The 14,052-nt window shown below is 72.3% G+C and carries 10 protein-coding genes and 1 pseudogene; 6 read left to right on the top strand and 5 right to left on the bottom strand.

Annotation, left to right across the window (positions count from 1 at the left end; genetic code table 11):
* Window positions 1–1,586, top strand: a 1,586-nt coding sequence (locus G3I42_RS26815) for a GDSL-type esterase/lipase family protein (protein ID WP_239096700.1), incomplete at its 5' end; no start/stop codon positions are given.
* 21 nt (window positions 1,587–1,607) lie between these two features.
* On the opposite strand, the gene G3I42_RS26810 is transcribed toward G3I42_RS26815, so the two are convergent.
* The 4 genes from G3I42_RS26810 to G3I42_RS26790 all read right to left on the bottom strand — a co-directional run bounded on the left by G3I42_RS26810 (window position 1,608) and on the right by G3I42_RS26790 (window position 5,693).
* Window positions 1,608–2,387, bottom strand: coding sequence for an exodeoxyribonuclease III (locus G3I42_RS26810; RefSeq protein ID WP_164290136.1), 780 nt, complete (start codon window positions 2,385–2,387; stop codon window positions 1,608–1,610).
* Window positions 2,388–2,543: 156 nt separating this feature from the next.
* Window positions 2,544–3,176: an MBL fold metallo-hydrolase gene (locus G3I42_RS26805; RefSeq protein WP_164290134.1), complete on the bottom strand. Its 633-nt coding sequence runs from the start codon at window positions 3,174–3,176 to the stop codon at window positions 2,544–2,546.
* Between the two features lie 81 nt (window positions 3,177–3,257).
* The gene (locus G3I42_RS26800) at window positions 3,258–4,427 is read right to left on the bottom strand and encodes an alpha/beta fold hydrolase (RefSeq protein WP_239096699.1); all 1,170 of its coding nucleotides are present in this window, start codon (window positions 4,425–4,427) and stop codon (window positions 3,258–3,260) included.
* A gap of 852 nt (window positions 4,428–5,279) precedes the next feature.
* Window positions 5,280–5,693 (bottom strand): hypothetical protein, encoded by a 414-nt coding sequence (locus G3I42_RS26790; RefSeq protein ID WP_164290128.1) that lies wholly within the window; start codon window positions 5,691–5,693, stop codon window positions 5,280–5,282.
* Window positions 5,694–5,793: 100 nt separating this feature from the next.
* Between G3I42_RS26790 and G3I42_RS26785 the strand changes: the two genes are divergently transcribed.
* On the top strand, window positions 5,794–6,564 hold the full coding sequence (locus tag G3I42_RS26785; protein WP_164290126.1) for a transposase: 771 nt from the start codon (window positions 5,794–5,796) through the stop codon (window positions 6,562–6,564).
* Between the two features lie 266 nt (window positions 6,565–6,830).
* On the opposite strand, the pseudogene G3I42_RS37890 reads toward G3I42_RS26785, so the two are convergent.
* Window positions 6,831–6,944: pseudogene (locus G3I42_RS37890) on the bottom strand (serine/threonine protein kinase); the annotation flags it as partial.
* 858 nt (window positions 6,945–7,802) lie between these two features.
* Here G3I42_RS37890 and ccrA point away from each other — a divergent pair.
* The 4 genes from ccrA to G3I42_RS26765 form a co-directional block, all read left to right on the top strand.
* Entirely contained in the window at window positions 7,803–9,173 is a 1,371-nt protein-coding gene (gene ccrA / locus G3I42_RS26780) for a crotonyl-CoA carboxylase/reductase (RefSeq protein WP_164290124.1), read from the top strand.
* A 1-nt stretch (window position 9,174) separates the two neighbouring features.
* A complete protein-coding gene (locus G3I42_RS26775) occupies window positions 9,175–10,173 on the top strand; it encodes a ketoacyl-ACP synthase III (protein WP_164290122.1) in 999 nt (332 codons plus the stop codon).
* Entirely contained in the window at window positions 10,170–11,048 is an 879-nt protein-coding gene (locus G3I42_RS26770) for a 3-hydroxybutyryl-CoA dehydrogenase (protein ID WP_164290120.1), read from the top strand. The genes G3I42_RS26775 and G3I42_RS26770 overlap by 4 nt, the downstream gene beginning before the upstream one ends.
* 268 nt (window positions 11,049–11,316) lie before the next feature.
* Window positions 11,317–14,052 (top strand): type I polyketide synthase (locus G3I42_RS26765; protein ID WP_164290119.1); only part of this gene is annotated, 2,736 nt, incomplete at its 3' end.

Raw genomic sequence — 14,052 nt, 5'->3', positions numbered from 1 at the left:
AGGCCCTGCGCGACGCGGGCTGGTCGCCCGGCGCCGAGCTCACGGTGGCCGGCGCACCCCTGCGGCTGCCCGACCCCGCGCCCGGCGCCCCCGACAACGTGCGCGCCGACGGACAGAGAGTGCGCGTGACGGGACGCGGCGACGCCCTCGCCTTCCTCGTCACGGCGACCGGCGGCCGGGCGCTCGGGCGCGGGAGCGTCGAGTACGCGGACGGCCACCGCTCCTCGTTCCGCGTCGAAGCGCCCGACTGGCGCACCGGCACCCTCGCCACCAGCGCCGTCGCCCTCCCCCGCATCAGCACCACCGACGGCCCCCGGAAGGCACGCGCCGCGCTGTACGTCGTGACGGTGCCGCTGCGGCACGACGCGGCGGTACGTGCCGTGACGCTGCCGCGCGATCCGCTCGGCCCGGCGAGCCTGCACGTCTTCGCGCTCGGGGTGCGTCCGCGGACGAGCGGCTGGACCGGCTCCTGGTCGGCCGCCACGGCGGCGCGGATGCGGGTCGGGCCCTGGCAGGACCCCACCCTGCGCCTCGTCGTACGGCCCTCGGTGGGCGGGGAACGGGTGCGGCTGCGGTTCGACAACACCTTCGCCGCCTCCCCCGTCCGGCTCGGGCGGGTCTCCGTCGCAGTCCGCGAGCAGGGGGCGAGCGCGCGCGGGAAGCCCGTGCCGCTGCGCTTCGGCGGCCACGAGGGCGTGACGCTCGCGGCCGGGGCGCAACTGCGCAGCGACCCGTTGCCCTTCCGTGTGGAGGCCGGGACGGACCTGCTGGTGAGTGTCTCGCTGCCGGGGCGCGTCACCTCGTTGCCCGTGCGGACGGCGGCGAAGCAGCCGGGCTACGTCGCCGACGCCGCCGGGGACCGCACCGGGAACCGCGAGGGCACGGGTTTCGCCGAGGAACTGGACTACTGGCCGCTGCTCACCGGGCTCGACGTGGCGGGCGGGCCCGGCAGCGTCGTGGCGCTCGGCGACTCCACGACGACCGGCGCCAAGACGCGCACGGGGGCCGACGAACGCTGGACCGACGCGCTCGCCACGCGGCTGCGCGCCCAGGACACCGTCCCGCACTACGGCGTCCTCAACCAGGCCCTCACCGCGAACCGCCTCCTGAAGGACCGCTACCCCGGCGCGGGCATGAACGAGGACACGAGCGGCGTACGGCTCGCCCACCGCCTCGATCGCGATCTCTTCGCGCAGACCTCCGCGCACACCGCGCTCGTCTACCTCGGCCTCAACGACCTGCGCTGGGGCTCCTCGGCCGCCGAGGTGCGCAGCGCGCTCGGCGAGGTCGCGCGCCGGGCGCGGGCGCGGGGCGTACGCGTACTCGCCGCGACGCTCACGCCGTGCGGGGGCGGCAGCCGGTGCACGGCCGAGGTGGACGCGCGGCGGCGGGCCGTCAACGCGTGGCTGCGCGAGGGCGGCGGCGGCTTCGACGCGGTCGTCGACTTCGACCGCGTCGTACGCGACCCCGAGCGGCCCGGACGGCTGCTCCCCGCGTACGACGGCGGGGACCACCTGCACCCGTCCGCCGCGGCACTCACGCGCATGGCGGGCGCGGTGGACCTCGACGCGCTGCGCCCGCGCTGAGGCAGCCGCGAGCGGCAGGGCTCACACGTCCAGGTCCACCACCACGGGCGCGTGGTCGGACGCCCCCTTGCCCTTGCGCTGCTCGCGGTCCACGTAGGCGTCCTTCGCGGCGGCGCGGAAGGCCGCGTTGGCGTAGACGAGGTCGATGCGCATGCCCCGGTTCTTGGGGAAGGCGAGCTGGCGGTAGTCCCAGTACGTGTAGGGGCGGTCGTACTTGAGGGGGCGTGGGACGAGGTCCTCGAGGCCCGTGCCGCGCAGTTCCGCGAGGGCGGCGCGCTCGGGCGGGGTGACGTGGGTGAGGCCCTCGAAGACGGCCGCGTCATAGACGTCCTCGTCGCTCGGGGCCACGTTGTAGTCGCCCATGACGGCGAAGGGCCGCGAGCCGGCGGCGTCGCCCGCGACGGCCGTGCGCAGGGCCTCCAGCCACTCCAGCTTGTACGCGTAGTGCGGATGGCCGACCTCGCGTCCGTTGGGCACGTACACCGACCAGACGCGGACGGGCCCGCAGGTGGCGCCGAGCGCGCGGGGCTCCATGACGCCGTCGTAGGCGGGCTGGTCGGGCAGTCCGCTCACCACGTCGTCGAGTCCCGCGCGGGAGATCACCGCGACGCCGTTCCACCTGCCCGTGGCGTTCACGGCGGACTCGTAGCCCGCCTCGCGCAGTGCCTCCGTGGGGAAGCCCTCCGCGGTGGTCTTGGTCTCCTGGACGCACAGCACGTCGGTGCCGCTCGACTCCAGCCAGGCGAGCAGCCTCGGCAGCCGGGCGGTGATCGAGTTCACGTTCCACGTCGCGATACGCATGCCGACCAACCTACCGGCCGCCTCCGACAACGCCGCTCCGCGCAGGGGCTCGGGACCGCCGTGTTCGTACGGGCGCTCCCCCGGCACGGGGCCGGGGCCGGCCCGTACGCCCGCGCCGGCCCCGTGAAAGCGCCTCCGGCGCGTGCCCGCGGTTCCTCAGACCGTCAGCCGCGTCCCCGGCTTGACCCGGTGGTGCTCCGCGCCGCCGAGCGCGCCGATCTGGCCCTCGTAGACCGGGGTCGCGAGGTCGGTGAGGAGGGCGTCGTGGACGTCGTACGCGCGTTGCGGGGCGACCTCGCGCACGTAGTCGATGACCTCGGAGAGCTTGCTCCACGGGGCCATAACCGGCAGGAGCAGCGTCTCGACGGGCCGCTCCGGGACGGTGAGGGCGTCGCCGGGGTGGAAGACGGTGCCGTCGACGAGGAAGCCGATGTTGGTGATGCGCGGGATGTCGGGGTGGATGACGGCGTGGAGTTCGCCGTGCACCTCGATGTCGAAGCCAGCGGCCTCGAAGGTGTCGCCGTGCCCGACCGTGTGGACGCGTCCGGGGAAGGCGGCGGAGAGCTGCTCGGCGACGGAGCGCAGCGTCCAGAGTTCGGTCGCGGGGTTCGCCTCCAGCGCGGCGCTCAGCTTGGCCGCGTCGAAGTGGTCGGGGTGCTCGTGGGTGACGAGGAGGGCGTCGGCACCCGCGGCGGCGTCCTGTTCGCTGAAGGCGCCCGGGTCGATGACGAGGGTGCGGCCCTCGTGCTCCAGACGGACGCAGGCGTGGGTTTTCTTGATCAGCTCCATGTGTCCCATCCTCGCGCACCGCGCGGGGGCGGCGGTTCAGGGGCCCGCCCCCGCGCGGCGGTGTCCCCGCGCGGTCGTGTCCTACTCGCGCGGGCTCGTCTCCTCGCGTACGACCTCGCGTGCGACCTGGAAGGCGCGTTCGGCGGTGGCGAGTCCGCAGTGCGTGCCGATCTGGAGCAGTGCCTCCTTGATCTCGGCGGGCGTGAGTCCGCTGCGCAGCGCGCCGCGCACGTGCACGGCGAACTGCTCGAAGTGCCCGGCCGCGGCGAGGGCCCCGAGTGCGACGCAGGCCCGGTGGCGGCGGTCGAGTCCGGGACGCTGCCACACCTCGCCCCAGGCGTAGCGGGTGAGGAGGTCCTCGAAGTCCTCGGTGAACTCGTCGGTCGCGGCGAGCGCGGCGTCCACGTACGCGTCGCCGAGCACCTCGCGCCGCAGCCGCAGCCCGGCCGTGCGGGTGTCCGCGCCGCCGTCGGCGCCCGGGGTGCCAAGGTACGGGGCGATCTCGGGGCGCGGGGCGGCGAGCGGCGGCGCGGTGGTGGGCGCGGCGGCGACGGGCAGGGCGGCCTGCGGCGACCAGCTCGTGGAGAAGTGCCGTACGAGCAACTCCGTGACGGCGGCGGGCTGTTCGACGGGGGCGAGATGGGCGGCGCCGGGGACGAGCGCGAGGCGCGCGTCGCTGATCCCGGCGACGAGGGTACGGGCCTGGGCAGGTCCCGTGAGGGTGTCCTCGGCGCCGACCACGACGAGCGTGGGCGTGGTGACGCGGTCGAGCACGGCGCTCGCGTCGAAGGTCGCGAGCGCCTCGCAGGCGGCGATGTAGCAGCCGGGGTCCGTGGTGCGCACCATCTGCACCGCCCAGTCGGTGATGGCGGGCTGCGCGCCGGCGAACCCGGGCGTGAACCACCGCTCGGGAGAGGTACGGGCAACGGGGTCGAGCCCGTTCGTCCGGACGACGACGCCGCGCTGGCGGTGTTCATCGGCCGTGCCGAAGCGCGGCGCGGTCGCGACGAGCGCGAGCGAGGCGAGGCGCTCCGGGTGGCGCAGCGCGAGATCGATGCCGATGGCCCCGCCGAAGGCGCAGCCCACGTACCCGAAGTGCCGTATCCCGGCGCTCTCCAGCGTGTGCACGAGCCGGTCCGTGAGCGCCCCCACCGAGTCCGCCGGATAGGCGGCCGCGCCACCGTGCCCGGGCAGGTCGAACCGCAGCACGCGCCACTGTCTGCTCAGCTCCGGAACCTGCCGGTCCCACATGTGCCACGTGGTACCGAGGGCCGGTCCGAGGACGAGGACGGGCGCATGTTCTGGCCCGTCAAGGCGGTATTGCAGGGGTTTCGGTGATATCTCGCTCACCCTCAGACCCTCTCATCTCTCACGAGATCCCACATCGCCGGTCTCGGTCTGGGGGCTCTTGTCCCTCTCACCACGGCGGAACCTCCCCGGCGCAACCTTCAGAAGCCCCAAGTGCGAGTCCCGCACTCGCTATCGTGTCGACAGTGGTTTTACTGGGAGGATGGACTGCGTCGGCTGAGCGCTTTCTGGGCTGTTCCCGACGAGCAGCTCTAACACCGAGTGGCGAACGAGTTCAGCCATCCCTTGTTTAGCGACCGGGCCATAGCGGGGCGAGCCTCGCGATCCGGGCAACCTCCGCTTCACGGCCGGACGAACTCCCAGTGCACCTCGGGGTTGCGGGCCACGCAGTTTCCAAGTCGCGCGACCTGAAGACCGGCCAGCTCACACCTGCTCTTCCGTCGCACCGCCGTGCAAGCCATCCCACACTGTGGGAGCTCCGCGAAGATCTTCGACGTCCGGCTTCACATACCAGTTCTTGGTCGTCTTGACGCTCGTATGACCGGCCCACCGCGCGAGGATGTGATCTGGCACACCATTGTTCGCCAGGTAAGTGAAGCAAGACGAATGGTCGTCATAGAGGCGGACTCTCCGGAGGCCGAGGCTCTCAATGAGCCGGTAGGCGTGTCGGCGAAGTTGCCTGATCGTGAAGGCTTCGCCGGTCTCGTGAACCACGACGTAGCCGGAATCTGCATACGCCTCACCCAGCGCCCACTTCTCCCTAAGACTTGTCCCGTAATCCCGCGAGGCTCAGGGTCACGCGGTGTCCGGGGCAGCGCCGACGGCACCGGCCGAGTGAAGCGAACGTCCGAGGTCTCCGGTGAGGATGCGGGGGTGTCGCCGCCACCACCACAGGTCGGGACTGGGCAGCCTGTGGAACTGGTCGAGTGCTTGGCCGTCGTCGTCGATGGTCGCGGCCTTGTACCGGTCGTCCAGAACTTTGATCTGCGGGGTCCAGAGCTGGACGATGTGTTCGTTCAGCAGGAGCCACGCCTCGTGCAGCCAGTTTCGGCAGTAGAGGTCGTTGGTGTACTCGTAGATGTCGTCGCCGTAGCCGCGTTCGATAGCGCTCACCAGCGCGGCCCACGCGTTCACTCTCTCAGCGACCGTAAATGCCGTCCGCCAGCCGCGCCGGTACAACAGCTCTCCCACCTCGGTTTCAGTAGCCACGGGCGTGAGGCTCTCATGCCGACTCCGTGCGGGCGACTCAGATGTCTCCCGCCAGAGGCGGGCGGGCCCCGGAGCCTGATCAAGGTGAGACGATCTCGCCGTGGCTGGTGTGATCACGGCGTCGGAGCCGTCCTGGATAGCCCCATTCACCGGGCTGAGCCCGCGGCAGTTTGGCAAACTGGTGACGGTGCTGCGTCGTGAGGGTGCGGATGCGGTCCGCAAGGGCCGCCCGTGGAGCCTTCCGCTGGAGGACCGGGCACTGCTGGTCGCGGTCTACTGGCGAACGAACTTGACCATGCGCCAGCTCGGGCCGCTGTTCGGGGTGTCGAAGTCGGCGGCGGACCGCATCATCGACCACCTTGGACCGCTACTCGCACTCCAGCCTCGCAAGCGGTTCGCCAAGGACGCCGTGCTCATCGTGGATGGCACGTTGGTCCCCACCCGCGACCACACCGTCGCCGAGCGGTCGAAGAACTACCGGTACTCCACCAACCACCAGGTCGTCATCGACGCCGACACCCGCCTAGTCGTCGTGGTCGGCCGGCCGCTCGCCGGGAACCGCAACGACTGCAAGGCGTGGGAGGAGTCCGGCGTCAAAGCTGCCGTCGGCAAGACCACCACAATCGCCGACGGCGGCTACCCGGGAACCGGACTCGTCATCCCGCACCGGCGCGAACGCGGTCAGACTGAACTCCCGGACTGGAAAGAAGAACACAACAAGTCCCACAAGCAGGTCCGCGCCCGTGTCGAGCACGCCTTCGCCCGCATGAAGACCTGGAAGATCCTCCGCGACTGCCGCCTCAAAGGCGACGGCGTCCATCACACCATGCTCGGCATCGCCCGGATGCACAACTTCGCCCTCGCCGGATAGGTGAGCGGCCCGCACTGCGGCCCCGCCATGCCCGAGGCGACTCAAAGATCACTTACGGGACAACCCTTAGCTTGGAGAGCCCTGAACGACTTAGACGTCGTTTCTCACGTCGGTCAGAGCGGCATAAGAAACGACGTCTAAGTGCTTGGCCGCAGGTTCGAGTCCTGCCTTGGGGCACCATCCGAAGGCCCCGCCGCAGAGCGGGGGTTCCGAGGGCAGAGCGGCGCGACGCGCTGTTCCCCCCCTCGCGTTCCCACCGGAACGGCCGCGGCGGCCGCCTCGCGGGCGAACCGGCGCTGGAAGCCGGGCTTCCCCGCCAGATCCGGCCGGACGATCTTGACCGCGACCGTCCGGCCGCCGGGCGACTGCCGCAGGTACACGCTGCCCCCATGCCACCGGCCCGGGCCCGGCCGTCAGCCGGCACGGCCAAACCTGCTCCGGGTCGATCTCCCGCAGCGCAGCGAAGGCCCCGCCCGCGTCCGCCCCCGCCAGCCCGCCCTGGCCCCACCATCGCTTCTACGGCAACTCGCCGTTCCTCTTGCCACGTTGGGGCGGAGACCCTCGGCGCGCCGGGAGTGACGGGGCGTGATCCGGCCCAAGCACACGTGCGGAACCACCATGGAGCCCCCGTCCCGCTCGTCCCGTCAGGGGGTGACGACGGGAAAGTCCTGGTCGCCGGTATCGATCAATGGGGGCGACTAAACGCAGGGAAAAACCCGAGCCACCTCCGGAATTTTGCCACACGAGTTCACTAGGGCCTCTTTCCGCAGGGCAAGAGCGGAAGGGCAGGAATTCTTTGACGGGAGCGTACGCCGCCTTCCCGAGCCCCCACGGCCTCCGCGCACCTCACCGCTTTCCCGAGCCCGCCCGGCCTCACGCACCGCACCGCCCCCCGACCCCGCACCGCCTTACCAACCCGGCCCCGCACCCGCCTTCCTGAACCCGTACTGCTTTCCCGTTTCAGGCGCGAAGCCCCGCGCAAGGCCCCCGCCCGTCGCCTCGGCGCCCCTCCCGCCCGGCGGGCCGTCAGCGGGACGGGTCCCGCCAGCGTCACCCTCCGCCATGCGGCCCCGGACCGGAACCCCTAAAGGCCGCCGCCAGCCCCTAAAGGCCACCCTTACGGGGTGGCCTTTAGGGGGCGACTAAGGGTTCGAGACACCGAGTGCCTTTGGCTAGCGTTTCCACGTCACTGCGATTCCCACCTTGGAGCAGTTGGCTATCCGATGGAAAGGCTTGGCATGGATGCGCTGTCCGAAGCTCTGCTCGCGGGGGCGGACCCGGCGGAAATAGAGCGGACCCCACTTCCGGACCACTATCAGGCCACGCATCTACGGGTCGAAGACCGGAACATGTTCGACGGCCTTCCCGAGCGGGATGTCCGCAAGTCCCTCCAGGTCGGCCCGGTCCCGATGCCGGAACTGGCGCCGGACGAGGTCGTGGTCGCCGTCATGGCCAGCTCGATCAACTACAACACCGTGTGGTCGGCGATGTTCCAGCCCGTCGCCACCTTCGACTTCCTCAGCCGGTTCGCCCGGCAGGGCGGGTACGCGAGCCGCCACGACCAGCCGTACCACGTGCTCGGCTCCGACGCCTCGGGCGTCGTCGTGCGGGCCGGTGCCGGGGTGCGCAACTGGCGCCCGGGCGATCACGTCGTCATCAGTTGCGTGCAGGTCGACGACCAGGAGCCGGCCACGCACGGGGACGGCATGCTGGGCGCGGGGCAGCGCATCTGGGGCTACGAGACCAACTTCGGCGGTCTGGCGCACTACACCGTCGTACGGGCGAGCCAGCTGCTGGCCAAGCCCCCGCACCTGACCTGGGAGGAGTCGGCGAGCGTCCTGCTGACCGCCGCCACCTCCTACCGGATGCTCGTCAGCGACAACGGAGCGCGCATCAAGCAGGGCGACATCGTCCTCATCTGGGGAGCGACCGGCGGACTCGGCGGCTACGCCGTCCAGCTCGTCAAGAACGCGGGCGGCATCCCGATCGGAGTGGTCGGATCCGAGGAAAAGGCCGCGCTGCTGCGGGCGCTCGGCTGCGACATCGTGATCAACCGGCGGGACATCGGTCTGGGCGGCGACGACGCCCTCACCCCGGACCGCACCATCGAACTCGGCAAGCGCCTCGGCCGCGCCATCAGGGCGGCGGTCGGCGAAGACCCGCACGTCGTCTTCGACTTCATCGGCCAGGCGACCTTCGGGATCTCTGTCTTCGTCGTGCGGCGCGGCGGAACGGTCGTCACCTGCGGGTCCAGCACGGGCTACCAGCACCAGTTCGACAACCGGTACCTGTGGATGAACCTCAAGCGCATCGTGGGCAGCCACGCCGCGAACCTCCAGGAGCAGTGGGAACTCAACCGGCTGATGCGGCTCGGGAACATCTCCCCGGTCCTCTCCGAAGTTTTCCCGCTCTCCGAGGTGGGCGAGGCGACGCGGCGGGTGCAGCTCAACCAGCACGTCGGCAAGGTCGGTGTCCTGTGCCTGGCACCGCGAGAGGGTCTCGGCGTGACCGACCCGGTCACCCGCGCGCGGCTCGGACACGAGCGGATCAACCCGCTGCGTGCCCCCCGGTCCCTCGCGCCGGTACCGGCCGAGGAAAGGGCGGCATGACATGGCGGCCACTCGGACCGGACTGATAGCGACGGGCTCATACCTGCCGAAGGACGAGGTGGGCAACGCCGAGATCGCCGCGCGCGCCGGAGTCACGGCGGAATGGATCGAACGCAAGACGGAGATCGTCTCCCGCCGCTACGCGGCGCCGGACGAGGCCACCTCCGATCTCGCGACCCATGCCGCCCGGAACGCTCTCGACCAGGCGGGCCTGACCGCCGACGCGATCGACTACCTCGTCGTGGCGACCTCGACGGGCGACTTCCCGCAGCCGCCCACCTCCTACCTCGTCCAGGACGCGCTCGGCGCGTTCCGGGCGGCGTGCTTCGACATCAACGTCGTGTGCAGCGGCTTCGTCTACGCGCTGGAGGTGGCGCGTTCTCTGACCGCGGGCAGGCCCGGCAGCCGGGCGCTCGTCATCGGCGCCGACCTGTACTCGCGCATCCTCGACTTCGAGGACAGGCGGACGGCCGTGCTCTTCGCCGACGGCGCCGGGGCCGCCCTGCTCGGCCCGGTCGAGGAGCCGTTCGGTCTCCTCGGCGCGGACCTCGTCAGCCGCGGTGACGCGCACGACCTGATCCGGGTGGAGGCCGGCGGCAGCCGCAACCCGGCATCGGCCGCCACCCTCGCCGAGGGGGGCCACTTCTTCCGGATGAACGGGCGCGGCGTACGGGACTTCGTCGCGGAGCACGTACCGCCCGCCCTGTCCGCCCTGACCCGGCGCCTCGGCGTCGCGACGGAAGAGATCGACCACTTCGTACCGCACCAGGCCAACGGCGTGATGCTCCGCGAACTGGTCGGCTCGGCCGGTCTGGATCACGCGGTCACGCACCGCACCCTGCACAAGTACGGCAATGTCGGCAGCGCCTCCGTGCCCGTCGCCCTCGACGAGGCACACCGGGACGGCGCCTTCTCCCCGGGAGACCTGGTGCTGCTGGCCGGTTTCGGCGGTGGCATGTCCATCGGCTCCGCCCTGCTGCGCTGGGGGGTGGCCGCATGAGCACCGCGGACCTGCGGCAGAGTGCCGACCGGATCGGGATCGTCGGCAGCGGCATCATGGGCGCGGGGATCGCCGAGCTGTGCGCGAAGGCGGGCTGCGACGTGCGCGTCGTCGTCTCCTCGTCGGCGTCCCTCCAGACCGGCCCCGCGCGGATCGCGCGGTCCCTGGACCGGGCCGTGAGCAAGGGGAAGCTGACGGCGGAGCAGCGCGAGGCGGCCCTCGCCCGGATCCGCTTCACCCAGGACCTCAAGGACCTGAGCGACCGGCAGCTCGTCATCGAGGCCGTCAAGGAGGACGAGGACCTCAAACGGGAGCTGCTCGCCTCGCTCGACGCGATCGTGCAGGACCCGGACGCCGTCCTCGCGACGAACACCTCCTCGCTGTCCGTGGCCCGGCTGGCGAAGGCCACGAGCCGGCCCGGCAATGTCGTGGGGCTCCACTTCTTCAATCCGGCGCCGGTGCTGCCCCTGGTCGAGATCGTCGACTCGCTGCTGACCGACCCGGCCATCAGCGCGCGGGCCGAGAGCTTCGTCGTGGGACGGCTCGGCAAGACGGCGATCAAGTCGCCCGACCGCGCGGGTTTCGTCGTCAACGCCCTCCTCTTCCCCTACCTGCTCTCGGCCATCCGCATGGTCGACACGGGGCTGGCCTCCGTCGAGGTGGTCGACAACGCGATGACGCTGGGGTGCTCGCACCCGCTGGGCCCGCTGCGGCTCGCGGACCTCATCGGCCTCGACACCACGGTGTCCATCGCGGAAGCCATGTACGAGGAGTTCAAGGAGCCCCTCTACGCCCCGCCCGGCCTGCTGCTGCGCATGGTGGAGGCCGGGCTGCTCGGCAAGAAGACCGGCCGCGGCTTCCACGTGTACGAGTAGCGCCCGTCCGCGCGGTCCCGCCCCACCCGGCACGCTCCCGGGCCTCCGGCCGGGGAGCGTCCCGCACCGGTCCCGGACCCGGCTGCGTCCGGACGCGGGCCGGCAGCCGGCCCGCCGGAAGCATGCACCGGAGCCGCGAGGACCGCCGGGACGTCACGGGCACGCCCCGGCGGTCCCCTTCCCGCACGCCCGTCCAATCGCCCCGTATCCGTCGTCCCGCGCGTGTGGCCGTCCCGCCACGCGCCGTTCACAGGGAGAAGCGAAGAACATGGCCCACCGTCCCACTGCCGACCGCCCCGAGGAAGCCGCGGCACCGAAGGACGCCGTCGCCGTCGTGGGGCTCGCCTGCCGCTTCCCCGGCGCCGAAAGCCCCGGCGCTTTCTGGGGTCTGCTCTCGGAGGGACACGACGCCGGCGGACCGGTGCCCGCGCACCGCCCCTCCTTCCCCGCGGACACGCAGGTGCCGAGGGCCGGTTTCCTCGACGGAGTCGACGGCTTCGAGCCGGAATTCTTCGGCGTGTCACCGCGGGAGGCCGCCGCGATGGACCCGCAGCAGCGGCTCGCCCTCGAACTCGGCTGGGAGTCGCTGGAGCACGCGGGCATCGTCCCGGGCGCGTTGCGCGAGAGCGCCACGGGTGTCTTCCTGGGCGCCATCTGGGACGACTACGCCAAGCTGACGCACCAGTACGGCGCGGGGGCGACGAACCACCACACGATCACCGGCACCAGCCGCGGCCTCATCGCCAACCGCCTGTCGTACACCCTCGGTCTGCGCGGCCCCAGTCTCGTCGTCGACTCGGGCCAGTCATCCTCGCTGGTGGCCGTCCACCTCGCCTGCGAGAGCCTGCGCAAGGGGGAGTCGGAGCTGGCTCTCGCGGGCGGCGTCAGCCTCAACCTGCTCCCCGAGGGCTTCGCCGTCGCCCAGAAGTTCGGCGCGCTGTCCCCCGAGGGCCGCACGTACACCTTCGACGACCGCGCCTCGGGGTACGTGCGCGGCGAGGGCGGCGGCGTCGTGGTCCTCAAGACACTGCGGCGCGCGCTCGCCGACGGCGACCGGGTGTACGCCGTCGTACGCGGCGGAGCCGTGAACAACGACGGCGGGGGCGAGACACTCACCGCTCCCCGGCGCGCCGCGCAGGAGGAAGTCCTGCGGCGGGCCTGCGAGGACGCCACCGTGGCGCCCGCCGAGATCCGTTTCGTCGAGTTGCACGGCACCGGGACGCCGGTCGGCGATCCCGTCGAGGCCGCGGCGCTCGACGCGGTGCTGGGCGAGGGACGGGCCGCCGACAACCCCCTGCTCGTCGGGTCGGTGAAGACGAACATCGGGCACCTCGAGGGCGCCGCGGGCATCGCGGGCTTCCTGAAGGCCGTGCTCTCCCTGCACACCGGCACCCTTCCGCCCAGCCTCAACTTCGAGCACCCCAGCAGCCGCATCCCCTGGGACCGCCTCCGCCTCGCCGTGGCCACCCGGCCCACCGCACTGCGCGAGGACGCGGGGCCGGGCCCGCTTCTCGCGGGCGTCAGCTCCTTCGGCATGGGAGGCACCAACTGCCACCTGGTGCTCTCGGACTGGCGGCAGGAGGCACCCGGGGACGCCTCGGTCCCGGCGGGGGCACCCCTCGCGGTGCCGGTGTCCGGGCGGACCGCCGAAGGGCTGCGCGGGCAGGCCGAGCGGCTCGTGCGGCACCTGAACGAGAAGCCGGATCTGCCGGTCGAGGACCTGGCGCACTCGCTCGGCAGCACCCGTACGCACTTCGCGCACCGGGCCGTGGTCGTCGCCGACGACCACGCGGGCCTCCTGGCCGGCCTGGAGTCCCTGGCCGCCGCCGCACCGTCCCCGGCCGTCGTCCGGGGCAGGGCGACCGGCCGGGAGCCGGCCCTTCTCTTCACCGGCCAGGGCAGCCAGCGGGCCGGGATGGGCCGGGCGCTGTACGCACGGTTCCCGGTCTTCCGTGACGCCCTCGACGAGGTGTGCGCGCTGCTCGACCCCGAACTGGACGTCCCGCTGCGCGAGGTGATGTTCGCCGAGGAGGGCGGCGACGCGGCCGGGTCGCTGCACGAGACCCGGTACACGCAGCCCGCGCTGTTCGCGTACGAGGTGGCGCTGTACAGGCTTCTGCGGCACTTCGGCGTCTCCCCGTCCGTCGTCATGGGCCACTCGGTGGGCGAAGTGGTCGCGGCCCACGTCGCCGGGGTGTTCTCGCTCGCCGACGCGTGCGCCCTCGTGGCCGCGCGCGGGCGGCTGATGCAGGAACTGCCCGCGGGCGGCGCGATGGTGTCCCTCCAGGTCTCCGCGGCCGAGGTCACCGCTTCCCTCGCCGGCCGGGAGGACCGCGTGGCGATCGCCGCGGAGAACGGGCCGGTCTCGACGGTGATCGCGGGCGAGGAGGAAGCGGTCCTCGACGTGGCGCGGCACTGGGAGGAGAAGGGCCGCCGCACCCGGCGCCTCCAAGTGAGCCACGCCTTCCACTCGCCGCTCATGGATCCCATGCTCGACGCCTTCGGCGAGGTCGCGCGGGGGCTGACGTACCACTCCCCGCACCTGACCGTGGTCTCGAATCTGACGGGCGGTCCCGCCGACGCCGCGCTCACCACGCCCGAGCACTGGGTGCGCCACGCGCGTGAAGGCGTGCGCTTCCTGGACGGGATGCGCGCGGTCGAGGCGCTCGGCGTCCGCACCCACCTCGAGGTGGGGCCGGATGCCGTACTGGCGGCGATGGGGCGGGACTGCGTCGGGGACGACGCGCTGTTCCTCGCCACGGCGCGCCGCTCGCGCCCCGAGGCGCACGCGCTGCTCGGGGCGCTCGGCGGCCTGCACGTGCACGGCGGTGCCGTGGACTGGGCACGGCTGGCGCCGGGGCGGCGGGCCGTCCTGCCCACGTACGCCTTCCAGCGCTCCTCCCACTGGCTCTCCGCGCCGTCGCGCGAGGAGCACCTCGCCGCCGGACCGTTCCCGCGTACGGAGAGCACGGGCGTCGCGGAGGGGGCCGCGGACGCGGCCGGG

The organism is Streptomyces sp. SID11385, from assembly GCF_010548245.1.
Taxonomy (GTDB): Bacteria; Actinomycetota; Actinomycetes; order Streptomycetales; family Streptomycetaceae; genus Streptomyces.
Note: the sequence above shows the minus strand (reverse complement) of the source record. Positions and strands in the feature narration are given on the sequence as shown.

Bases quoted from the DNA above. Each gene is read 5' to 3' on its own strand.
- G3I42_RS26810 (WP_164290136.1), bottom strand. From the start codon at position 2,387: ATGCGTATCGCGACGTGGAACGTGAACTCGATCACCGCCCGGCTGCCG.
- G3I42_RS26805 (WP_164290134.1), bottom strand. From the start codon at position 3,176: ATGGAGCTGATCAAGAAAACCCACGCCTGCGTCCGTCTGGAGCACGAG.
- G3I42_RS26800 (WP_239096699.1), bottom strand. From the start codon at position 4,427: ATGTGGGACCGGCAGGTTCCGGAGCTGAGCAGACAGTGGCGCGTGCTG.
- ccrA (WP_164290124.1), top strand. From the start codon at position 7,803: ATGGATGCGCTGTCCGAAGCTCTGCTCGCGGGGGCGGACCCGGCGGAA.
- G3I42_RS26775 (WP_164290122.1), top strand. From the start codon at position 9,175: ATGGCGGCCACTCGGACCGGACTGATAGCGACGGGCTCATACCTGCCG.
- G3I42_RS26770 (WP_164290120.1), top strand. From the start codon at position 10,170: ATGAGCACCGCGGACCTGCGGCAGAGTGCCGACCGGATCGGGATCGTC.